This is a genomic window from Streptomyces phaeofaciens (assembly GCF_014648915.1).
GTDB classification, from domain to species: Bacteria; Actinomycetota; Actinomycetes; order Streptomycetales; family Streptomycetaceae; genus Streptomyces; species Streptomyces phaeofaciens.
On record NZ_BMSA01000001.1, the window covers coordinates 736,050 to 758,871 of the forward strand.

At 73.2% G+C, this 22,822-nt stretch carries 18 protein-coding genes and 1 pseudogene; 8 read left to right on the top strand and 11 right to left on the bottom strand.

The annotated features are described in order from the left end of the window. Positions 1-71 precede the first annotated feature (71 nt). The 3 genes from IE275_RS03025 to IE275_RS03035 form a co-directional block, all read right to left on the bottom strand. Complete coding sequence (locus IE275_RS03025) at positions 72-1,724, bottom strand: GTPase family protein (RefSeq protein WP_189707129.1); 1,653 nt, start codon at positions 1,722-1,724, stop codon at positions 72-74. Continuing rightward, the gene (locus IE275_RS03030; protein ID WP_189707131.1) at positions 1,721-3,715 is read right to left on the bottom strand and encodes a dynamin family protein; all 1,995 of its coding nucleotides are present in this window, start codon (positions 3,713-3,715) and stop codon (positions 1,721-1,723) included. The genes IE275_RS03025 and IE275_RS03030 overlap by 4 nt, the downstream gene beginning before the upstream one ends. A 91-nt stretch (positions 3,716-3,806) precedes the next feature. Next, positions 3,807-5,819 carry a WD40 domain-containing protein gene (locus tag IE275_RS03035; RefSeq protein ID WP_189707133.1) on the bottom strand — a complete coding sequence of 671 codons (2,013 nt, stop codon included), beginning with the start codon at positions 5,817-5,819 and terminating at the stop codon, positions 3,807-3,809. 453 nt (positions 5,820-6,272) lie between these two features. Here IE275_RS03035 and IE275_RS03040 point away from each other — a divergent pair. Both IE275_RS03040 and IE275_RS03045 read left to right on the top strand, forming a co-directional pair. Next, positions 6,273-6,740: pseudogene (locus tag IE275_RS03040) on the top strand (hypothetical protein); the annotation flags it as partial. A 326-nt stretch (positions 6,741-7,066) separates the two neighbouring features. After that, positions 7,067-7,756 carry a vitamin K epoxide reductase family protein gene (locus IE275_RS03045; protein WP_229870057.1) on the top strand — a complete coding sequence of 230 codons (690 nt, stop codon included), beginning with the start codon at positions 7,067-7,069 and terminating at the stop codon, positions 7,754-7,756. 73 nt (positions 7,757-7,829) lie between these two features. Here IE275_RS03045 and IE275_RS03050 read toward each other — a convergent pair whose 3' ends face one another. Next, a complete protein-coding gene (locus IE275_RS03050; RefSeq protein ID WP_189707391.1) occupies positions 7,830-8,597 on the bottom strand; it encodes a GNAT family N-acetyltransferase in 768 nt (255 codons plus the stop codon). A 287-nt stretch (positions 8,598-8,884) separates the two neighbouring features. Beyond that, positions 8,885-10,366: an MFS transporter gene (locus IE275_RS03055; protein ID WP_189707135.1), complete on the bottom strand. Its 1,482-nt coding sequence runs from the start codon at positions 10,364-10,366 to the stop codon at positions 8,885-8,887. A gap of 247 nt (positions 10,367-10,613) precedes the next feature. On the opposite strand from IE275_RS03055, the gene IE275_RS03060 reads away from it, so the two are divergent. The 3 genes from IE275_RS03060 (at position 10,614) to IE275_RS03070 (ending at position 15,098) form a co-directional block, all read left to right on the top strand. Beyond that, complete coding sequence (locus tag IE275_RS03060) at positions 10,614-11,237, top strand: TetR/AcrR family transcriptional regulator (protein ID WP_189707137.1); 624 nt, start codon at positions 10,614-10,616, stop codon at positions 11,235-11,237. 205 nt (positions 11,238-11,442) lie between these two features. Next, entirely contained in the window at positions 11,443-13,752 is a 2,310-nt protein-coding gene (locus tag IE275_RS03065; protein ID WP_189707139.1) for a family 78 glycoside hydrolase catalytic domain, read from the top strand. 80 nt (positions 13,753-13,832) lie between these two features. Continuing rightward, positions 13,833-15,098, top strand: coding sequence for a family 1 glycosylhydrolase (locus tag IE275_RS03070; RefSeq protein WP_189707141.1), 1,266 nt, complete (start codon positions 13,833-13,835; stop codon positions 15,096-15,098). A gap of 102 nt (positions 15,099-15,200) precedes the next feature. On the opposite strand, the gene IE275_RS03075 is transcribed toward IE275_RS03070, so the two are convergent. The 3 genes from IE275_RS03075 to IE275_RS03085 form a co-directional block, all read right to left on the bottom strand. Beyond that, the gene (locus tag IE275_RS03075; protein WP_189707143.1) at positions 15,201-15,851 is read right to left on the bottom strand and encodes an alpha/beta hydrolase; all 651 of its coding nucleotides are present in this window, start codon (positions 15,849-15,851) and stop codon (positions 15,201-15,203) included. A 120-nt stretch (positions 15,852-15,971) separates the two neighbouring features. After that, positions 15,972-16,457 carry a DoxX family protein gene (locus tag IE275_RS03080; protein ID WP_229870080.1) on the bottom strand — a complete coding sequence of 162 codons (486 nt, stop codon included), beginning with the start codon at positions 16,455-16,457 and terminating at the stop codon, positions 15,972-15,974. Between the two features lie 143 nt (positions 16,458-16,600). After that, positions 16,601-17,581, bottom strand: a complete 981-nt coding sequence (locus tag IE275_RS03085; protein WP_189707393.1) for a helix-turn-helix domain-containing protein — start codon at positions 17,579-17,581, stop codon at positions 16,601-16,603. A 444-nt stretch (positions 17,582-18,025) separates the two neighbouring features. Between IE275_RS03085 and IE275_RS03090 the strand changes: the two genes are divergently transcribed. Next, positions 18,026-18,862, top strand: a complete 837-nt coding sequence (locus IE275_RS03090) for a DUF1206 domain-containing protein (protein WP_189707147.1) — start codon at positions 18,026-18,028, stop codon at positions 18,860-18,862. Between the two features lie 88 nt (positions 18,863-18,950). Here IE275_RS03090 and IE275_RS03095 read toward each other — a convergent pair whose 3' ends face one another. Next, on the bottom strand, positions 18,951-19,709 hold the full coding sequence (locus IE275_RS03095; protein ID WP_189707149.1) for a DeoR/GlpR family DNA-binding transcription regulator: 759 nt from the start codon (positions 19,707-19,709) through the stop codon (positions 18,951-18,953). A 47-nt stretch (positions 19,710-19,756) separates the two neighbouring features. Here IE275_RS03095 and IE275_RS46765 point away from each other — a divergent pair, with 47 nt between their 5' ends. After that, positions 19,757-19,885, top strand: a complete 129-nt coding sequence (locus tag IE275_RS46765) for a hypothetical protein (RefSeq protein WP_268255246.1) — start codon at positions 19,757-19,759, stop codon at positions 19,883-19,885. Beyond that, entirely contained in the window at positions 19,882-20,559 is a 678-nt protein-coding gene (locus IE275_RS03100) for an NUDIX domain-containing protein (RefSeq protein ID WP_189707151.1), read from the top strand. The genes IE275_RS46765 and IE275_RS03100 overlap by 4 nt, the downstream gene beginning before the upstream one ends. Before the next feature lie 33 nt (positions 20,560-20,592). Here IE275_RS03100 and IE275_RS03105 read toward each other — a convergent pair whose 3' ends face one another. After that, positions 20,593-22,188, bottom strand: coding sequence for a glycerol-3-phosphate dehydrogenase/oxidase (locus IE275_RS03105; protein WP_189707153.1), 1,596 nt, complete (start codon positions 22,186-22,188; stop codon positions 20,593-20,595). Further along, entirely contained in the window at positions 22,185-22,784 is a 600-nt protein-coding gene (locus IE275_RS03110) for a TetR/AcrR family transcriptional regulator (protein WP_189707155.1), read from the bottom strand. Before IE275_RS03110 ends, IE275_RS03105 begins: the two co-directional genes overlap by 4 nt. Positions 22,785-22,822 lie beyond the last annotated feature (38 nt).

Below are 22,822 nucleotides of genomic sequence, written 5' to 3' on the forward strand. Positions count from 1 at the left end.
GACAGGGGGACGGTCCGTGAACGATGGCGGAAGCGATCATGGTTCTGCCAGGCCGTTCACGGGGCCGCGGTTCAGGGAGCGGCGGTGCCGCCGTCGAGGGTGTGGAGGATCTCGTCGCAGGCGCGTTGCAGGGTCGCGATCGCGTTTCCGGCGGCGAGCCCGGATCCGGCGGAGGCGGCGGCCCACCGCGCCGACAGCGCCACGGCCGCCGTACGCAGTTCCGCGGGGGACGCGTCGGACGGCAGACCCAGACGGTCGGCGAGTGCGGGACCGCGCTCTCCGGTGAGGTGCAGCAGATCCCTGGTCTGTGCGGGGCGCGGTCTCCACTCGCCGCGGTAGTACAGGCCGAGGACGTCGATGAGCCGGAGCTCGATGGCGTGCCCGCGCTGGAAGGCGTCCAGCCGTTCGCCGACGTCCACGAGGACCTGCCGGTCGGCGTGGCTCTCGGGCATCCGCATGCGGTGGTTGCGGTTCAGCCGCAACAGGTGCTGGAGGGCGTCGTGGACGCGCACGGCGCCTGCCCGCGCTCCGAAGTGGTTGCGGACCAGGTCCCGCAGACCGGCGACACCGGAACGTTCGTCGAGGATCCGGCGCAGCTCGGGCACCGAGGGCCGGTCCCGGGCGGCCCGCACCCCCGCCCACACCCCGTACGGGCTGAACGTGGCGAGCAGCCGCTGCCGTACGGCCGGATCCAGCGGCAGGCCGGGGTGGACGGCGAAGCGCCTGGGCCCCATGGCCATCACCAGGGAACGGGTGAGCACCGCGTCGTCCACGGCCGTGAACGCGCTCAGCGCCACGAGGTCGTCGTCGGGCGCGAGCGCGGCCCCCTCGGCCATCAGCCCGGCGACCGGGACGACGGTGTGGAACAGCCCGCGGCCGCCCCCGGTGGTCAGCAGCGTGTCGATCTCGCTGCGGGCGCGGGCGAACGGGTCCGTGTCCGTCTCCGGATCGCGGAAGCGCTCCTGCACGAGGGACGGCCAGATCTCGTTGATCCGCGGCATCACCCCGATGGCCTTCATGGGGGTGAGGGTGGTGCCGCGGCCGCCGACGAACCGCTGGGCGATCTCCTGGCCGATGCCGGTCAGCCCCTCGTTGCCGATGGTGTACACGATCGCGTCGGCACGGTCGCACTCGGTGCTGGTGAGCAGGTTCAGCGACGCGGCCGCGTCATGGCCGTACACCGAGTTGAAGCCGGGGGTGTCGATCAGCCGGAAGTCCGCGAGCAGCGGCGCGTGGAGGACGGCGACCACCCGGTCGATCTCCTTGAGAGTGGCGTCGGCGGGGTCGCGGCGCACGGTCAGCTCGTGCAGGGCGTCGAGCGGGGCGGACCGGGTGGTGCCGTCGCGGTGGTGGACGACGAGCCCGGGCGGGCTGCCGTGGACGAGCTCGGTCAGCACGTACGTGGTCTCCAGCTGGCCGGTGGCCATGGCCCGGTTCCCGGCCTCCTCCATGGCCCGGTCCTGGGCGTCGTCGGACACGCTCAGCGCGACCTCGGCCCCGACCAGGCCGTTGACCAGCGTCGACTTGCCGCACTTGATCTCCCCGGCGACCGCCACCCGCATCGGTTCGCCGAACGTGGCCACCCAGGCCGCGGCGTCACGCGCCACGGGGTGACAGCCCGGCCGGGACGACGTGAGCCGGACCACGTCCTCGAAGAGCGCACGGGCCTGCTGCTGAAGGGGCTGAAGGGACAGAGGAGGCCCTTGGGACTGAGGGTCGGTCATGAAGCCGTGCTCTCCCGGCCGTCCCGCTCGCCACCCGCGCCCTCGCCCCAGCCGCGCAGGCGCCCCCGCTGCTGCGCCACCCGGGCCCGCAGCGCGGCGGTGTCCTCGGCGAGAGCCTTCAGCGCGGTGAGCGCCGGCCTCAGCCGCACCGCCTCGGCGTCCGCCTCGGCACGGGTGCGCTGCAGATCCCGGCTCAACTGGGCGACGCGGGCGCCGACGTCGTTCTTCTCCCGGGCCAGCGCGCTCCGCAGGGCCGCCAGCGCACCGTTCTGGAGCGTCGGTACGACCGACCGCAGCCGGGCCCGCGCTTCCTCCTGGTTGGGGGCCAGCGCCTCGATGACATGTTTGCGCAGCCGGGACCTGCGGGTCTCCAGGTCGGCCCGCTCCATCTCCTCCAGCTCGCCCCGGAAGCCGAAGGCCGCGTCCGCCAGCCCGCCGGCCGCCGTGCCCGCCGCCGCGGCCGCGACCGCCCCGAGCAGCGGGGCCGCGGCGAACGCGGCGGGCGGGAACAGCAGCGTGGCACCCACCGCCAGTCCGGCACCCAGTGCCTTCCAGAACCCGCCCTTGCGTGCCGCACGGCTGCCTGCCTCCAGGGCGCGGCCGGCATCGCTCTTCGCCCGGCGGGGGACGACGGGCTCGTGGAACGAGGCCGCCCGCGTGCCGTGGAAGGAGTCGTCCACCTGGAGGCGGCCCAGGTCCAGGTCGAGGGCGACGGCGGTGGCCTCCAGCGCCTCGTTGGCCCGCTGTTCCAGACGGCGGGCGGCCGTCGTGTAGTGATCGTGCACCTGGTTGACGACCGTGGAGGTGAAGGCGTTGGCGTCGAGACCGTGCCCGGCGCCGTCCAGCGCCGCCTGGGCACGGGACTTGACGCCGTGCAGTCCGCTGTCGAGTCGCATGGTCTCGTCCGTGCAGATCCGTTCCAGTTCCCCGCGCATCCGTGCCGTCCAGCCGGCCTCCGAGGCGGTGACCTCGTCGAGGTGGCGCCGACGGTCGTCCAGTTCTTCGCGGACGGCCATGATCTCGGGTGAGTTGCCGTCGGTCAGCGCCTTCAGGCGCAGCCCCAGCCGCTCCTGGGCCGACCCCAGGGCGGCGTCCAGTCCGGTGAGCGTCGCGGCGGCCAGCAGGGACCCGGCACGGGCGGCGATCGCGGTGTCGATGCTCTCGGCCAGGGACGGGATCCCCGAGGCCTCCTCCTCTTCGGGGTCGCCGAGCGCCATGAGGGACGTGAGGGCCGACACCGGCACGACCACCAGATCGCCGGGGGCCGTCCGCAGCGCCTCGGCGGCCTTCGCCCGGACGTCGGCGACGGCCCGCGCGACGCCCTCCTCGCCGTACTGGGCCACCAAATCCGCCTTGCTGCGGGCGATCACCAGCGCGTCCCCGACCCGCTCGGTCACCCGCCGCAGGAACGCCAGCTCCGACTCGCCGACCGTCTGCGCGGCGCTCACGAACAGGGCCGCGTCGATGCGTTCGAGGTAGGCGTTGGTGACCAGGGCGTGCGCGGCGTTCGTGGATCCGATCCCGGGCAGGTCGACGAAGTGGACGCCGTCGCGCAGCAGGGGGACCGGCAGGCCGATCCGTACCTCCACCACCTGCCGGGCGTTGCCGGGGTTCCCGGCCTCGGTCACATGGCGGGTGAGGTCGGCCGCTCCCACGAGCACCCCCTCGGGCTGCTCGCGCGTGATCACCCGCACCTGTTCTCGTTCGGCCCAGCCGACGACCGTCGGCACGGATGTGGTCGCCCCGACATCGGCCGGGAACAGCTCGGGACGGCCGAGCAGCGCGCCCAGCAGTGTCGACTTGCCGCTGCTGAACTCGCCGCACACCGCGATCAGGAAGGCACGACCGCGCAGCCGCTCACCCGTGCGGGCGACCTGCTCCCAGCCCTCGCCGTCCGCCGTCAGCTCGGGCACGGCGGCCGCGCGGTCCAGCAGGGCGAGGACGGCTTCGACGAGGCCGGCGAAGTCGGAGGAAGGGGGTGCAGGGGTCATCGTGGCTCCCCGGGGACGGGCGCGGGTGAGGTGGACGTGGAGGTGGCGGACTCGGTGGGGGTGGGGGTTGGGGCGGTTCCGGGACGGGACATCAGCCGACCCTCCAGATCTCCACGGAGTTGTCGTCGGTACCGGTGGCAAGCACGGCTCCGTCGGGGGAGAAGGCCAGAGCGTTGACCCAGTCGCCGTAGTGGTCGAGCTTCTTGACGAGGCTCCCGTCGGAGGTACGCCACAGCCTGACCTTGGCGCCGTCCGAGGAGCCGGTCGCCAGCAGGTCGCTCGACGCGGAGTAGGCGAGCGAGTCGATGCACTTCTTGTGTGCGAGCGAGTGCAGTTCCCGGTGCCCGTAGGCGTCCCAGATCCGGACCTCGCCGTCCTTGTCCGCGGAGGCGTAGGTGCGTCCGCCGGGCGAGAAGGCCACCGCGCGTACGTCGATGTGGTCGTCGTCGCCGTAGGACAGCACCTCGCCCGTCGAGGCGTCGACGAGGTGGACACCGGAGCCGGCCCCGATCACGAGCAGGTCTCCGTACGGGGCGAACGCGACGCCGCTGACCGCGTGGTCCATCGAGTCGAGGCACATCAGATGGCGGCCGGTCGCCCCGTCCCAGAGGTTGACGGTCTCGTCGTCGCTGCCCGTGGCCAGCAGGCCGCCGGAGGAGAAGGCCACCGTGTTGACCGAGTCGTCGTGGCCGGACAGCACGAAGCGCTGTGTGCCGTCCACCGCGTCCCAGATCCGGACCTTCTTCTTGTAGCTGCCCGAGGCCAGGGTCCGTCCGTCCGGGGCGAAGCCGACCGTGGTCACCGAGTCGTTGTGCCCGGCCAGGATGTGCAGCAGCGTTCCGGTGTCGCCGTCCCAGACCCGGACGGTCTCGTCGTCGCCGGCGGTGGCGATCAGACGGCCGTCGGGGGAGAAGGCGATCCCCGTGACCTCGTCGGTGTGGCCCGTGAGCGTCGCGACCGGTTCCAGGTCCCAGGCCGTGGAGGCGGTGATCGGCGTTCCGCGGACTCCCGCCCACGCCGACAGCGGCCCGGTGGGGGTCTCCGCGACCGGCGGCGCGACGGGTTCCGGTTCCGGGTCCGGGGGCAGCAGACCGTGTGCCGTGACCAGTTCCGGTGGCTGGCCGCTGAGGGCGAGGGTGCCTCGGGCCCTGAGCCGGTCGAGGACGGCGGGGCTGCGTGAGGCGCCCCCCGTGGGGACGATTCCGGTGAGGTCGGCCCACCACAGCCCGTTCGCCGCCAGCAGCGCCTCGCACGTCAGGCATGCGGCGTCCACCACGGGTGCCACCAGCTCGCGCAACTGCTCCAGGGTGAGGGTGAACTGGCGCGGTCGCCCTCCGAGGGGATTGCGTGCGTAGGCGGTCGCCGCGTCGCTGAGCTGGTGCTTGAGCGACCGTGCCGCGGCCACCAGATCGGAGAGATCCGCCGGGTCCGCCTCGTCCGGACCGGCGATTCCGTACGTCTGTGCCAGGTGTTCGACGACGGCGTCGTCGACGGCGAATCCGCCGAGCGCGGGGTCGCCCGCCGTGTCCAGGACCACCTGGCCGCCGTCCGGTTCGATGCGCACCAGGGCCAGGTCCAGGGTGCCGCCGCCCAGGTCGAACACCAGCCATGTCCCGGGCTCGGCGTTCTCCCCGAGGGCTCCGCGGGCCGCCGCCACCGGTTCGGGGACCAGCTCCACCGGCCCGCTGAACCCGGCCAGGCCCACCGCCTCCCGCACCGCCTGCTGCCGCCCGGCCTCGAACGTCACCGGTATGCCGAGCGCGAGTGCTTCGATGGGCTCCGCGGTGAGTGTCCGCGCCTGCCGCAGAGCCCGCTCGACGAGCAGCGCGAGCAGGCGGGACGGCTGATGGGGCGCGCCGCCGAGGTAGACGGGCCGGTCGGAGTCCAGCAGCCGTTTCAGGTCGTCCCGGTAGCGGTCGGGATGAGTGGCGCGAAGTTCCTCGGCGCTCCGGCCGAGCAGCCAGTCGCCGTCCGGTGCCAGGGCCACCGCCGCCCGGGACCAGAACTGCCCCGAGACCGGGTCCGGCACCAGGCGTCGTCCCGCACCGTCGGCCAGCAGTGTCGCCACCGACCAGGTGCCCAGATCGATTCCCAGCCGCGCCATCAGCACACCCCCGGAGTCCGGGTGGTGGCGCGGTGACCCGACGCCCTCTCGTTCAGGACCATGTCGCTCCCCCTGTGTCCCCACCCGGTGCCGCCGTGCGGCCATGAGCGGCCGCGGGGCACCGGTTGCTCCCCATCAGCCACGGAAGGCACCTCTCGTCCCCCAGCGGTCCCTTTGCGGCTCTATGGGCGTCGGTCGGTGATCCTAGGGTGAGATCCCGGTCACGGGGGCGTGATTCACCAGATGTCGTACGCAGGCGACCGGACGCTCACTCGGGGGCCATGTGCCGGTCGCCCGCGGTCGGGCCGCCCGGCGTCGCGGGGGCCGTTCCCCGTGCCGTTTCAGGGCCGTTCGGCTCTAGTCGGGTGCCCGTGGCGCTGACTTCACTGATCCCGGCCGTGTGTCAGGACGCGGACGAACGGAAGAGCGCCGTACGGCGGGATGGAGTGGCGGATGATCGCGGTGGTGGGCCACGCCGACGTGACCTCGGAGACCTCGCGGCTGGTGGAGGCCGGGCTGGCGGCCGTGCTGGAGCGTGAGCCCGACGGTGAGCCGGGTGTGGTGCGTGCCGGGGGCGGTGTCGCGGTGGCGTTCGGGCGGGCCGCGCACCGGGCGGGGCGGGATCTGGTCGTGGTGATTCCCACGTCGGGGATGGTGCCGGCGTTGCTGCCGGAACGGGATCGTGGCCCCATCGGCGAGTTGCTGCTGCTCGCCCGGTGGGTGCGTCTGCTGGCGTACGACCCGGGCGACCGCGACGCGTGCGTCGGCGCGGACGAGGAGATCGTCGCGGGGTGCCGGCGCATGGTCGCCGTATGGGACGGATCGCCCTCCGACGGCCGGGACGCCACCGCGCACCTCGTGGCCTACGCACGCTCCCGCGGCGTCCCCGTCGAGGTGCTCTGGCCACGGGGCGCCACCCGCACGGGCCGAGGCACTGAGCGCACCCGGACGGGCCCACGCACTGATCGCACCTGCACCGGCCCAGCCACTGATCGCACCCGCACGGGCGCACGCACTGAGCCCACCCGCACGGGCGCACGCACTGAGCCCACCCGCACGGGCGCACGCACTGAGCCCACCGGCACCGGCCCATCCACTGATCGCACCCGCACGGGACCGCACACCGCACGCACCCGCACCGGCCCGAGCACCGCGCTCCCCGAGGGCCGGCCGCCCGCCGTCCTCGACCGTCCGGTCTCCCCGGGTACGGAGCCCGGCCGGAGCGACAGCGAGACGGGCGCCGTCCGATGACCGGCACGAGCGGCAGCGAGATGACCGCCCCCGTCGCCCACCTGCGCCGGCCGGCCACCGGGCCCCGGGAGCACGAACCGGCACGGCAGATCCCGTCGGCGGGTGCGACCGGCGGCTCCCGCGCCCTGGCCTGGCTGCTGATCGTGACCGGGGCCTTGTGCGTCCTGGCCTCCTTCGTCATCACGGTCGACAAGTTCGCGCTCCTGCAGAACCCGGACTTCGCCCCGTCGTGCAACCTCAGCCCGGTGCTGTCGTGCTCGAACGTGATGCGCAGTCATCAGGCGTCCGTGTTCGGCTTCCCCAACCCGCTGCTCGGCCTGGCCACCTACCCGGTCGTGACGTTCACCGGCTTCGCGCTGCTCGCCGGAGCACGCTTCCGCCGCTGGTTCTGGCTCGGACTGAACCTGGGGACGCTGTTCGGCGCGGGCTTCTGCATGTGGCTGATGACCCAGGCGCTGTACGAGATCGGCGCGCTGTGCCTGTGGTGCTGCCTGGCCTGGGCGGCGACCGTCGCCATGTTCTGGTACACCACCGTGCACAACCTGCGGCACGGCGTCGTCCGGGCTTCACGCGGGGTGGTCGCGGGGGTGCGGGAGTTCCACTGGGTGGTGCCGGTCACCTGGTACCTGTGCATCCTGCTGCTGATCGGGACACGGTTCTGGACGTACTGGCGGACCCTGCTCTGATGCCTCCTCACCTCATCCGGTGGCACGCCGGCCCGGCCCGGCCCGAGCGGGGCGGGCCGGGCGTCGCGGCGGACTACCGCAGGCCGAAGAAGTGCAGGGGCGAGTTCGGTGCGAAACCGATCCGCGGGTAGACGGGTGCGCCCGCGACGGTCGCGTGCAGGGTGGCGCGTGTCAGCCCGGTGGCCCGGCCACCCTCGTACAGCGCCATTCGTGTCACGGCTTCGCCGTAGCCCCTGCGTTCCCATCGCGGGTCCGTGGCGACGAGTACGACGAACAGGCGGCCCTCGGCCTCGATCGTCGCGGCGCAGGTGACGGGGACACCGTCCCGCAGGCCCAGGTAGGCGTGCACATCCTCCTTCCACAGGGTGGATCCGGCGAGTCCGTCGCGGCCGTGTTCAAGGGGGAAGCCGTAGGCGCGCGAGTTGAGGTCGGCGTAGGCGTGAAGGTGCTCGTCGGTGCGCACGCGTACGAACGTGAGGTCGGGGTGGGCCGGTTCGGGAAGGGGGAGCAGGTCCCCGGCCATGCCGGTGCCGGGGAAGGCGTGGACGAGACCCGCTCGCTCGGCCGCCGCCGTGAGACCGGTGCGCGCGTCGGCGTCGAGGAGGTCCTCGAAGACCCACAGGAAGCCCGGGAACGTCTTCGCGCGCATGAGGTCCGCCGCTTCGGTCAGCCGCCGCTCCAGCAGCGCGGGGTCCGCTCCCAGGTCGGTCAGCGTGACGCAGTTCCAGAACGCGAACCGGCAGTCGGCCCAGCGCACGGCGATCCCGGGCAGGTCCCGTACATCGGCACCCGCGTCCCGGTCGAGCACCATGGACCGCCAGACCGTGGCGAGTTGCTCCATCGATTCGACCGAGTCCTCGTATCGCGTCACCGTCGTCACTCCTTCGATCGTCGAGCTTCACGGAGAAGCCTTCGGCGCAGCCTTCAGCGAAGCCTTCGGCACAGCCTTCAGGGTGACAACGACCGCGTCCCGTCCGACGGTTCGCGCTTTTCGGCCGAGTCGGGGGCGATCCCCGGTCGAGTCCGGGGCGCCCCCAGCCGGGCCCGGGGCCGCCCCCCAGTCGGGCCCGGGGCCGCCCCACGGTCGCGGCCGGGCCCGTCCGTCCGGCGGCCCCGGCGGTCGGTCGGTCAGGCGAGCTGCGGGGCGGCCCCGGGCTCCTCGTCGGCCGGGTCGTGCAGGGGCGGGATGAACAGGGAGAGCAGCAGGGCGACCAGTGTGACCAGGGCACCGAGCCAGAAGATCCAGGAGTAGCCGGTGTCGAGGTAGAAGGCGGTGCCCTGGACGAGCGTGCTGTCCGAGGCGAGGACGGCGTAGGCCCCCGCGGTGAGGAGGGCACCGAACAGGCTGATGAGCATGTTGAGCATGCCGCTGCCCAGGCCCTGCTCCTCGCGCGAGACCACGCCGACCACGAGAGCCGGTGCTCCCGCGACGACGACGCCGGCCCCGATGTTGGCGACGCAGGAGGTGAGGACGAGTTCGAGTTCGCTGCTGTGGTGGAAGCCGACGAGGGCGTAGCCGACGGCCATCACGGCCAGCCCGGCGCACCAGATCCGGCGGGCGTCGAAGTGCCGCAGATAGCGGCTGACGAGCAGGCCGACGCCGAACATCACCAGGTTCCAGCTCACGCTGACGACGGCGTTGTGGTGCGCCGTCCAGCCGAGGCCGTCCGACACGCCGGGGATGTGGGGGTAGAGGGCGAGCAGGATGGCGAGGCCCGGCATCGTGAACGCGACCGTCTGGGCGAGGCCGCCCGCGGTGAGCGCGAGGGCCACCGGGCGGCGGCGCAGGACTCCAAGGTTCAGGATCGGATGGGCGCTGGAGCGCTCCACGAACAGGAAGGCGACGAGCGCGACGGCTCCCGCGGCCAGCCAGCCGAGCGTGCGCGGGTCCGACCAGCCCCAGCTCTGTCCCTGGCCCACGGCGTAGACCACGGAGGTCAGGCCACCGCCGAGGACCAGGCCGCCGAGCCAGTCGAAGCCGCTGTCGAAGGCGTGCCGCGGTGTCTCCGGGACCAGCAGCGCGATGAGTGCGAAGGCGACGGCGGTGGCGGCGGCGAGGAACCACAGGGCACCGCGGTAGCCCCAGTTGTCGACCAGCCAGCCGGCCAGGAACGGGGAGACGAGGGCCACCAGGCCGACGCTGCTGCCCATGATGCCGCTGGCCGGCTTGACCAGCTTGGCCGGGAAGACGTCCCGTACCGCGGCGAACGACAGGGCGCCGAACGGCCCGTAGAACCCGGCGACGGCCCGGCCCGCCAGGACGAGCCAGAAGCTGCCGGCCAGGGCCGCCAGGGTCTCGCCGAGGGCGCCGAGGGCCGTCATGGCGAGCATGACGCGCTTCTTGCCGTACAGGTCGCCCAGCTTGATCACGAAGGGGGTGAGCAGGGTGGAGACCAGGGTCAGGGTGAGCCCGAACCACACCACCTGTGTGGTGTGGAAGGCCTGCGCGACGCCCGCTGTGGCGTTGGCGCCGAGGATGCCACCCGCGGCCAGCAACTGGGTCGGCCAGGCGAGCGCGATCAGCAGCAGGACGAGGCGGGGGGTCCACCGCCCGTCCCGAGGGGCCCGGGCTGCGAGGTCGACTGAGGGGCTTGATGACAGCGGCGTCATGCCAGCCCTCCTTTCACGGAGGTGCCGAGGGAAGGGGGAGCGCGGGGGGTGGCACGCGGGAGCGGACCGGCGTAACACGTCGCTCACGGGGACGTGACGGCGCGGAAACCCGTCATGGCGTGACGTTGATGATGACTCGAACACTTAGTGGTCGCTAGGTATCCAGGGTGTGACCCATGTCACACGGCGTGTCCGTGGGCGACCGGCGGCCGGTCGCCGCCGGGCGCCTCACCGGTACTGTTCTGGCATGGCGACACCCAGGGGGCCGCGCGGCCAGTACACGGCAGGCCGGGCGCGGCGGACGCAGATCCTGGAGGCGGCTCTGCTGCGCTTCGGCCAGGACGGCTATCGCAAGACGTCCCTCGCCCGCATCGCGCGCGACGCCGAGATCACCGATGCCGGGCTGCTGCACCACTTCCGCGACAAGCAGCAGCTGCTGCTCGCGGTGGTCGAGTACTGGCACGAGCGCATGGACGTCCGCTGGGAGCGGGTCTCGGACTCGGTGCGGGACGCCTTCCGCTGCCATCTGGAGGACACGGCCGAGACGCTCGCCATGCCCGGCATGGTCGAGCTGGCGGTCGTCCTCACGGCCGAGTCCGTCGCGCCCGACCATCCGGCCCACGCCCACTTCACCGAGTGGCAGGAGAAGGGCGTCAGGGAACTGGCCGACCGGCTGCGGGCCGGTGGCCGCAACGGCGAACTCCGGCCCGACCTGGACCACGAGGGCATCGCCCGTGAGTGCGCCGCCATGGATGTCGGATTGCGGCAGCAGTGGCTCGCCGGGGGCCGGTCCTTCGATCTCATCGCCGTCATGCGCGGCCACCTCGACCGCCTGATGCGGGCCATTTCCGCTGATGGACAGGGGTTGTAGGGGCCGGGTGATCCAGGGGCTTCCGGGTGATCCCCGCACACCTATGGATTGACATGCGCATGACTGAATGACGCGACCCGCCCCGTGTCCGGCCGCCGATGGCCATCACCTATGTGTCGCACGCCACACACTCGAACACCTAGTTTTCACTAGGTATTGACCGCATGATCGAGCCTGCTCACTTCCGGTGCTGAGAAAGGCCGCCATGCACCACCACTGGACCGCACGTGTCGTCAGTCCCCGCCCCGCCGCCCCCGCCGACGGGGCCCGCCCCGCCGCCCTGCTGCGCGGCGAGTTCACCGCGCGCTCGGCCGTCGGCTCGGCCCGGCTCCTGGTCACGGCCCTCGGCGTCTACGAACTCGAACTCAACGGCACCGTGGTGGGCGACCACGTCCTGGCCCCCGGTTGGACGAGCTACCGCCATCGCCACCGCTACCAGTCCTTCGACGTCACCGCCCTGGTCCGCGAGGGCCGCAACGCCTGGGGCGCCCGGCTGGCCGACGGCTGGTACCGCGGCCTGCTCGGATTCAACGGCGGCACCAGGGACATCTACGGCGAGCGCACGGGGCTCCTCGCCGAACTGCGCATCGACTACGCCGACGGCTCCACCGACACCGTCGCCACCGGGGACAACTGGCGCTGGAGCCCCGGGCCCGTCCTCGCCACCGGCCTGTACGAGGGCGAGGAGCACGACGCCCGCCAGGAGCACGCCGGCTTCAGTGACGCCGGCTTCGACGACTCGGCGTGGCAGCCGGCCGACATCCTGGAGTTCGACACCGCGGTCCTCTTCCCGGCCGACAGCCCCCCGGTCCGCCGGATCGAACACCTCGCACCCGTCGCCGTGACCACCTCGCCCGGCGGCCGTACGATCCTCGACTTCGGCCAGAACCTCGTCGGGCGGCTGCGCATCCGCGTACGCGGCGAGGCGGGACGCACGGTCACCCTCCGCCACGCCGAGGTCCTCCAGGACGGCGAACTGTGCACGCGTCCGCTGCGGCACGCCACCGCCACCGACCGCTACGTCCTGCGCGGCGACCCGGCGGGCGAGGAGTGGGAACCCCGCTTCACCTTCCACGGCTTCCGCTACGCCGACGTCGAGGGCTGGCCCGGCGACCTCGACGCCGCCGACGTCACCGCCGTCGTCCTGCACAGCGACCTGCGCCGCACGGGCTGGTTCTCCTGCTCGGACGATTCCCTGAACCGGCTGCACGACAACGTGGTGTGGGGGATGCGCGGCAACTTCGTCGACGTACCCACCGACTGCCCGCAACGCGACGAACGCCTCGGCTGGACCGGCGACGTCCAGGTCTTCGCCCCCACCGCCGCCTTCCTCTACGACGTCCGCGGCTTCCTGCGGTCCTGGCTGCGCGATCTCGCCGCCGACCAGGAACAGGACGAGCGGGGAGTCCCCCCGGTGTTCAGCCCGGACATCCCGGTGATCACCCCGGTGCCCCTCCCGCCCGGCAACCCGCCGATGGCCGGCTGGTGCGACGCGGCCGTCGTCGTCCCCTGGGTGCTGTACGAGCGCTACGGCGACGCCGAGGTGCTGGGCGCCCAGTACCCCTCCATGCGCGCCTGGGTCGACGCCGTCGACGCTCTCGCCGGTCCGGCCCGGATCTGGGGCGAGGGCTTCCAGTTCGGCGACTGGCTGGACCCGACCGCCCCGGCCGACGACCCCGGCCGCGCGATGACGTCGTCCGCCCTGGTCGCCACCGCGTACTTCGCGCACTCCACGCGCCTGCTGGCCCGCACCGCCGAGGTCCTGGACGACCAGAACGACGCCGCCCGCTACCACGCGCTGGCCGACGCGGTCCGCGACGCCTTCCGCGCCCGGTTCCACACCGGCGGCGGACGCCTCGCGGAGGAGACCCAGACCGCCTACGCCCTCGCCCTGTGCTTCCGGCTGCTGGAGGACGACGCCGAGCGCGCCGAGGCCGGACGCCGGCTGGCGGACCTCGTGGCCGGAGGCGACCACCGCATCGGTACCGGCTTCCTCGGCACCCCCCTGGTGTGCGACGCGCTGACCGACACCGGACACGTGGACACCGCCTACCGGCTGCTGACCCGGCGATCCTGCCCCTCGTGGCTCTACCAGGTCGACATGGGCGCTACCACCGTGTGGGAGCGCTGGGACAGCATGCTTCCCGACGGCAGCGTCAACGCCGGCGAGATGACCTCCTTCAACCACTACGCGCTCGGAGCGGTCGCCGACTGGATCCACCGCACCGTGGCCGGGCTGGCGCCCGCCGAGCCGGGCTACCGACGGCTGCTCGTCCGGCCCCGCCCCGGAGGCGGCCTCACCTGGGCGCGGGCCGAGCACGACACGCCGTACGGCCGGGCCGAGACCGGGTGGCGTCTCGAAGGCGGCACGCTGCACGTCGACCTCCTCGTGCCGCCGCACGTCACCGCGCTGGTCGAGCTGCCGGGCACCGAACCCGTGGAGATCGGACCCGGCCGGCATTCCTTCTACACCCCGTACCCCGCCCGCACCCCGAATCCCGCGGCCACGTGGTGACGCCCGTGAGCCCGGCCCCTCGGGGCGCATCCCTCACCGGACCGGTGCGGGGAGCACACGCACCAGCGCAAGGAGCACACATGACACACGCCGGCCTGCTCGACGCCTTCCCCCGTGACACCTTCCTGTGGGGTGTCGCCACCGCCGGGCACCAGAACGAGGGCGACAACACCGCCAGCGACACCTGGTTCCTGGAGCACACGACGCCCTCGCTGTTCCGTGAGCCGAGCGGGCCGGCCTGCCGGGGCTATCAGCAGCGGGACACCGACCTCGACCTGGCCGCCGGACTCGGACTCAACGCCTTCCGGTTCTCCGTCGAATGGTCCCGCGTCGAACCCGAGCGCGGCGTCGTGTCCACCGAGGCCCTCGACCACTACGAGCGCAAGGTCGACGGCTGCCTGGAGCGCGGTCTCGCACCCCTCGTGACGTTCAGCCACTTCACCGCACCGCACTGGTTCGCGGCGGCCGGTTCCTGGACCGCCGCCGACGCCCCGGCATGGTTCGCCGAGCAGTGCGACCGTGTCATGGCGCGCTTCGGCGACCGCATCGCGTACGCCGTCACCCTCAACGAACCCAACCTGGAACAGCTGCTCCAGGCCGGCGCGAAGCTTCCGCCCGAGGCGGAGGCGGTCAAGACGCAGATGCTCGCGGCCGCCGCCCGCGCCGCCGGGACCGACAGCTACGCCAGTGCGAACGTCATCCCCGCCGACCTGCAGGACGAGTTCCAGGCGGCGTTCACCCGCGCCCACCGCGCCGCCCGTGGCGCGATCAAGGCCCGCCGCGCCGATCTCCCCGTCGGCGTCTCCATCGCCATCGCCGACGAGGTGGCGACACCCGGTGGCGAGGAACGCCGGGACGCCAAGCGGGCCGCCGTGTACGACCACTGGCTGCGCGAGGCACGCCACGACGACTTCATCGGCGTGCAGAACTACGAGCGCGTCGTGCACGGCCCCGACGGCGAGGTGACCGTCGACGGTGAGCTGAACGGCATGGGCACGGTGATCGCGCCCGGCTCCCTCGCCGGCGCCGTGCGCTACGCCCACGAGGTGTCGGGGGTGCCCGTCCTCGTGACCGAGCACGGCATCCAGACCTCGGACGACGCGCAGCGCGCCGCCTTCGTCCCCGCCGCGGTCCAGGAGCTCGCGGCCGAGGTCCGCGCGGGAACCCCGGTCCTCGGCTACTGCCACTGGACGCTCATGGACAACTTCGAATGGATCTTCGGGTACGGCGCCCAGCTCGGGCTCCACGAGGTCGACCGCGAGACGTTCCGGCGCCGTCCGAAGCCGAGCGCGAAGGTGTACGCGGACGTCGTACGGAGCCACCGAGGGACGCTCGCCCACCGGTGACCCACGGCGGGTGCCGGCCGGGACGCCCCGGACGGCTGCGACGGCTGTGAGGACTGCGGGGCCTGCGCGGACGGGGACCGCGGCGACTGCGACGACCGGGCGTCAGAAGGCGGCGGACGCCGATCGCTCGCCCTGGTTCGCCTCCGTGCCCAGCCAGTCGGCCAGGGCGGCGAGCGCCGGGGGCGCGATCGTGTGGCCCACCGGATCGCGTCGCGCGGTGGTGCGCGCTCCGGATGCGCCGGTCAGGTACCGCCAGGTGTTGTCGAGGAGCTCGCGGGGAATCACGTGGTCGTCCTCGCCCTGCGCGACGAACACGGGCACGCCGTCCAGGTGGCCCGGTCCGGTCGGCAGCCCGGCGTCGAAGGGCAGCGTGCCGTACAGGACGGCGACTCCCGCGTACCGGGCGGGGTCGTCCAGGAGCAGTCCGCCGGCGAAGGCGGCCCCGCCGCTGAACCCGACGAGGAACACCGGCCGGCCGGTCGGCGCGACATCGTCGAGCCATGCCCGGAACCAGTCCATGGTGTCGCGCAGCGACTGCGGTACGGGCCGTCCGATGCCCCGGTTGGCGAACCAGGCGAAGCCGCCGTGCTCGGCGATGGGCGCGCGGACCGCCGCGTACCGCAGACCGGGCGGCAGCGCGTCGGCCAGCGTGATGATCTCGCTCTCGCGCGAGCCGCGGCCGTGCAGCAGGACGACGAGAGGCGCGTCGGGTTCGCCCCGGGTCAGGACGACGGGCGGGGTGGACGTACTCATGGGACAGCTCCAGGCATGAAGCGGACGGAAAGGGTTGGAAAGGGCTGGAAAGGGATGGAAGGGGACGGGCGGGGTGGAGGCGGGGCGCCCGTACCGGGTGCGCGGCGCAGTCGGGGCCGTTCAGTCCCGTACGAGCAGGACGAGACCGGCGATCACGGCGGCGAGGACGACCGCGGCGATGCCGTGGAGGAGACGGTGGGCGCGCAGCACCGGGAGACGGCGGTCGACGGCGAGCCGGCCGGGACCGGTCAGGGCCAGCCCGGCGGCCGTGGCGGCGAGCAGGAGCTCGTACTCGACTCCGGCGGGCGCGAAGAAGCCGCCGCCCCACTTCACGGCCATCGCGTTGATCATCGTGCCGAGTACGGCGGCGCCGGCCAGCGGTGTGAGGAGGCCGAGGACGAGACCGAGGCCGCCGAGGGTCTCGCTCAGCCCCGCCACGAGCGCCATGGTCTTTCCGGAGGGGTAGCCGCTCATGGCGAAGAACTGCCCGGTGCCCTCCAGCCCGCCGCCGCCGAACCAGCCGAACAGCTTCTGGGTGCCGTGCGCGGCGACGGTGAGGCCGAGCGCCAGGCGCACGATCAGCAGGCCGGCGTCGTAGGCGTGCAGGGGCGAGGAGGGCGAGCCCGGCTCGGTGGCCGGGCGCTGGGGGCTGAGCGTGGACGTCACGAGGTCTCCTGAGCGGAACGGAATCATCGACGGAAGTCATTGAAGGTTCAAACGCAGTTCGACTCTACCTGATGCGTGAAACTTCAATCATTCGGGTGGTCCTTCGCGAAGGTGAGCCGCTCGACCTGACCGGGCGGGAACCGGTGCCCGGTCCTCTTCCCGTCGACGTACAGCTCGACCGCGCCCGCGTTCCCCAGGACGAGGCCGATCCGCTCGCTGTCCTGGAAGGTCCTGGAGTCACCTCGTTCGAGCAGGCCGGACCACAGAGGCCGGCCGGCGTGGTCCTCGGCGGAGATCCAGCTGCGGTCGCGGTCGGCGCTGACCTGCACGGTCACACGGTCGCGGGCCGCGGCTGCGGTGGCGCGGCCCGTCGGCCGGGGCGCGGAGCCCGTGCCGGGCCGCTCCGTCTTCCGCGTGGCGGGGGCGGGCCGGCTCGTGGTCGTCGTCGGGCCGACGGCCGCCCGCGTGCCGCCGGCGTCACCGTCGAGAACGGTGTAGCCGATGAAGCCGGTCACCGCGACGACCGCGGCGACCAGGGCGGCGGTCCACCTGGGCTCGCGTCGCCCGGCGCGGATCCGTTCCGCCGGGGACAGGAGAGCGGCCGGGGCATTCGACCCGGGCTGTCCACCGTGGTCCGCGGTGAACCGTGCGAGGAGTGGCTCCGGATCGAGGCGCACCGCGCGTGCGAGGGCGCGAATGTGGCCGCGCGCGTAGAAGTCCCCGCCGCACGGGGCGAAGTCGTCCCGCTCGATCGCGTGCACGAGGCAGCGGCGGACCCGGGTCGTCGTGCTGACGTCGTCGCAGGTCAGCCCGGCCGCGATACGCGCCTGCCGGAGGGTGCGGCCGACGGAGGAGCGTTCCGGAGCGGCGGACCTGCCGGCATCGGGGGTGATCCCGCTTCGGGACTGGTGAGGTACGAAGGCCCGCCGAGTCCCTTCCTCCGGTTCGGATCGGCCCGGCCGGCCGATCACGGCGTCCGGGGTGCTGATGGCGCGGGCGCGCTGCGGTTCGCGAAGCTTGCGCAATTCGCCGTTCGCCGCGGGAATTCCCTGTCCGGCGGCCATGCGGAGACAGTGAGCGCCCCGCTCGAAGTCGCCTTGCTCCAGGTGCTGCCGGGCGAGGGCATAGGTCTCGTATCCGAGCAGCAGATGCTCGGTTCTCTCCTTCAGCTCTCGTGCCGAATCCTGATCGATTCGATTCAATCGCGTCATCACTGCCGCGAATCTCGCCTCGATCTGCGCGGAGTTCACAGTGACGGACTCTTCGTGGCCCATTTCTCCACCTCCCCGACGGCCGTGCGGCCGCCCGTCCCCCGGGCTCGTCACCCCGTACATCGCCTGGACGACACGAATGGGCACTGCCCATTCCAAGATTCTTTTCGGGAACCGGCCGCACCGGTGCCGTGCCCCTCTCCCGCTAGCGCGCGTGATGCGTCGAGCGGCTCCGGGTGTGTCCCGCGTTCCGCAGGGCAGTCGGACTCGGACTCACTCGGAGGAGGGGAGGCCGCGATGAACGCGAGCGCGTCGGTGCGGAACGGCAGGACCGAAGTGGAGCGGGCCGCGCGGGGATCCGTGGTGAAGGGGGCCGCGCGGGCCGGCTTCGCCGCCCGGGGCCTGATCTATCTGCTCGTCGGGGTGCTGGCCCTGCAGATCGCCTTCGGCGACCGTGGGCACGAGGCCGACCGGCAGGGGGCCCTCGGCGAGATCGCGCAACAGCCCTTCGGTGTCGTGGTGCTGTGGGCGCTGGGCGCGGGCCTGGCCGGGATGGCCCTGTGGCGGCTGTCCGAGGCCGTCTTCGGCGCGGCCGGACCCGAGGGGCGTACCGCGAAGAAGCGGCTGCCCGCGCTGGCCCGGTCCGTGTTCTACGGCTTCGTCGCGTACTCGGTCCTGGCCCTCGCCGCCGGTTCCGGGGACGGGGGCGGCTCCAGCGACCGGCAGTCCAAGGACGTCACGGCCCGTCTGCTCGGGGTGCCCGCCGGCCAGTGGATCGTGGGCGTCGCCGGCGCCGGGATCGCCGTCGCCGGGCTGTGGATCGGCTTCCGGGCCGTGACCCGGGCCTACCACGAGAAGCTGCGGCTGGGGCAGATGTCCCGGCGTACCCGGCGCCTGGTGGACGTCACCGGGGTGGGCGGCGGCGCGGCGCGCGGCCTGGTGTTCGCCGCCGCGGGCGGCTTCGCCGTGCGCGCCGCCGTCGACTACCGGCCGGACCGGGCCAAGGGACTCGACGACACGCTCCGCTCGTTCGCCCACACGCCCGCCGGGCCGGGTCTGCTGGCCGGTGTCGCGGCCGGCCTCGTCCTCTTCGGGCTGTTCTCGTTCGCGATGGCCCGCTGGCGAAAGGTCTGACGTCCGGCTCCGCCTCCCGGGGAACGCCCTCCAGTGAGGGCGGCTTCACCGGTGGCCGGAGCTCGCGGGGCATCGGTACGCCGCGTCGTCAGCCGGCTGTGAGGATCTCGATGCCGCGGGTCGTGAGCTGTTCGACGACCGGGTCGAGGGGGTCCGCGTCGGTGATCAGTCCGGTGATCTTCTCCCAGGGCAGTACGCGGTAGCGCGAGGCCGTGCCGATCTTCTCGGACGAGGCCAGGACGTACGTCTCCGCGGCCCGCGCCGCCAGGGCGCGCTTCATGGCGGCCTCCTCGGCGTCGCCGGTGGTCAGTCCCGCCTCGGGGTGGACGCCCGTGACGCCGAGCAGGCAGAGGTCGGCGGAGACGTTCTGCGCCGCCTCCACCGCGGCCGGGCCGCAGGCGACCGCCGAGTGTTTGAAGACGCGGCCGCCGAGCAGGAAGATCTCCGCCTCGCGATGGCCGAGCAGGGCTGCCGCGATCGTCGGGCTGTGGGTGATGACGGTGCACGCCAGATCCGGCGGGAGGGCGTCGGCGACGGCGAGGGCGGTGGTGCCGCCGTCGAGGATGAGCGCGCCGCCCGGCCGGAGCAGCCCCGCGGCCACCGCGGCGACCTTGCGCTTGCCGTCGGGTGCCACGGTCTGCCGGGACGCGTAGTCCACCACGGCCGGAGAGGCGGGAAGCGCCCCGCCGTAGACCCGCTGGCACAGCCCGTCGGCCGCCATGTCGCGCAGGTCGCGCCGGACGCTGTCCTCGGAGATGCCCAGCCCGGCGGCCACCTCCTTGGCGACGATCTTGCCCTCGCGGGCGAGGAGGCCCAGCAGATGATCACGTCGTTCGGCAGCCAGCATCCGCACTCTCTCCTGTTCTTGCATGTTTCTGCACTATCGTAGCGTGCATGATGACCGACAAGCCCGGGCTCTTCCTGACCGCCGACCCCTGTCCCTCCGGCACCGGCGGCGTACCGCACGCCAGGGCCCCGCGGCTCGCCCGCCTCGAAGCGGCCGCCCCGCGGGAGACCGTGTGAGCGGCCGGCCCGGCATCGACATCCCCGATCACCGGGGCCGCACCGGCCTGGACCGGGCCGGCCGTGACCTGGAGCGCAACCCCGACATCGTGATCCGTGACGTGGAGCTCACCTCCCAGGGCTGGCACGTCCTGCGCCGCACCACCTTCGACCAGCGGCGCCAGGACGGCCGCTGGGTCACCCAGCAGCGCGAGACGTACGACCGGGGCGACGGCGCGGTGGTCCTGCCCTACGACACCGAGCGCGGTCGTGTGCTCCTCACCCGGCAGTTCCGCTACCCGGCCTACGTCAACGGTCACCCCGACGGGATGCTCGTCGAGGCGGCGGCCGGACTGCTCGACGGCGACGAACCGGCCGCCGCCGTCCGACGCGAGAGCGCCGAGGAACTCGGCGTGGCCCTCGGCCCGCTCACGCACGTCCTCGACGCCTACATGAGCCCGGGCTCCGTCACCGAACGCCTGCGCTTCTACGCCGCCCCGTACACCCCGGCCGACCGGACCGGGACCGGCGGCGGGCTGGAGGAGGACGGCGAGGACATCGAAGTCCTCGAACTGCCCTTCGCCGACGCCCTCGCCATGACCCGCGACGGACGCATCACCGACGGCAAGACCGTTCTGCTCCTCCAGTGGGCCGCCCTGGACGGACCGTTCGCCCCTTCCGGGGGCCACCCGTGACGATCCGTCCGGGGGCGGGGTGCGGCGGGATCCTCAGCCCGCGGTCCCGCCCTCGCCCAGCAGGTCCCGGGCGGTGTCCAGCGCGGTGGCGCGGTCCTGCGGGACCAGTCCTATACGGGTTCGGCGGTCGAGGAGGTCCGCCGTGTCGAGGGCGCCTTCGTGGTGCACGGCCCACAGCAGTTCGGCCCGGGTGACCGGGTTGCCGTCGAGGACGGGTTCGGCGAGCCGGGGGTCCTGTGCGCCGAGGGCGTGGACGGCGGGCGCCTCGGTGCCGTAGCGGTGGACCAGGCGGCGGGGGGCGCGCAGGGCGGTGAGAACGTGCGGCGGCGCGGCGCCGACCAGCGGGAGTGACGCGGTGGGGGAGGGCCTCGCGGCCAGGCGGCGGGTGGTGACGGCGGCGTCGACGGCGTCCTCGGCCATCCGCCGGTAGGTGGTGAGCTTGCCGCCGACCACGGTGATCACCCCCTCGGGCGAGGTGAGCACCGCGTGTTTGCGGGAGATGTCCGCGGTGCCGGGCCGCGCGCCCGGTCCCGCCGCCGCCGTGGTGTCCAGCAGGGGGCGCAGGCCCGCGAAGGCGCCCACCACGTCTCGGCGGTGGACGGGGACGTCGAGGGCCGAGCCCAGGACGTCGAGGAGGAAGCCGATGTCCGTCTCGGGTGCCTCGGGGACGTCCGGGATGCCGTCGTCGACGGGTTCGTCGGTGAGTCCGACGTAGGTCCGGCCGTCGCCCTGGGGCAGCACGAGGACGAAACGGTTGGTCTCGCCGGGGATCGGGATGTGCAGTCCGGCCGGGAGGGCCCCGAGATGCTCCGAGCGCAGGACGAGATGGGTACCCCGGGAGGGCCGGATGCGGACGCCGTCCACCAGGCCGCCCGCCCACACTCCGGACGCGTTGATCACGGCGCGGGCCCTGATCTCGCCCTCCTCGCCGGTGAGTTCGTCCCGTACCCGGGCGCCGGACCCGGTCAGCTCCAGCGCCCGTACGCGGGTGAGGATCCGGGCGCCGTGGGCCGCGGCCGTGCGGGCGATCGCGGTGACCAGACGGGCGTCGTCGGTGACGCGGCCGTCCCAGGACAGAAGGCCTCCGCGCAGTCCGGCGCCGCGCAGCACGGGGGCGAGGTGGCGGGTCTTTGCCGCGGACAGCCTGCGGGGTGCGGGCAGGGTCGCCCGCGCGGTGCGCGCCGCCAGGCGCAGGGTGTCGCCGGCCCGGAAACCGGCCCAGGCCAGGGCGGCCTGGGGGCGGGAGACCAGCGGGGTGAGGGGCAGCACGAACGGCTGGGCGTGCACCAGATGGGGTGCGGTGCGCTCCATGAGGACCCCGCGTTCGCGTGCGCTCTCGTGGGCGACGTCGAGCTGGGCGGAGGCCAGGTAGCGCAGTCCGCCGTGAATGAGCTTGGAGCTCCAGCGCGAGGTGCCGAAGGCCAGGTCGTGCGCGTCGACGGCGGCGACCGACAGCCCGCGGGCGGCGGCGTCCAGCGCGGCTCCCGCGCCGGTCGCGCCGAGACCGACGACCAGGACGTCCACGGCCGGACCGCCGACGGTCCGGGTCAGTTCGTGCCGACGGCGGGCGGCGGTCAGGGACGAGCCCGGAGCCGGGTGGGCAGGCGGGGCCGTGCTGCTGGGGCTCATGGCGTCAGGGTCCTCTCGAGGATGGTGCGCAGTTCTGCGTAGAAGGCCTCGGGGCTCAGGTCGGCGTCGTCCTCGTCGGTCATGGTGCGCAGCGACAGGGTGAAGGACTGGGCGACCAGGAGCAGGGAGCGGGCCTGCCGTTGCGGATGGCCGGGACGCACCGATCCGTCGGCGTGCCCCTCGCGGAGAGCCTCGGCGAGCAGTCCCAGCAGGGCCTCCTGGCTCGCGCCGCGCCGGTCGAGCACATAGGGGAGGAGCAGCTCGGGATCGACGTCGACGATCTTGCGGAAGAGCGGATGGGTGCGGAAGGCGTCCACTCCGCGCACCATGCCCTCGACGATCCGGGCGCGTGCGCCGGCCCCCGGTTCCGGTACGGGCATCGCGCGGGTGGCCGCCTCGATCCACTCCCGGGTCATCAGGTCGCCGACCAGCGACCGCACATCCGGCCAGCGGCGGTACAGCGTCATCCGGGAGACGCCCGCACGGCGGGCCACGTCGGTGAGAGTCGTGCGCCGGACACCGACGGCCAGGACGCAGTCGCGCACCGCGTCGAGCACCGGATCGCTGTCCGAGGCGTTGTGACGAATAGGCGTCATGTGTCACAGTGTAACGCCCTGCGACGGTGCAGGGGACG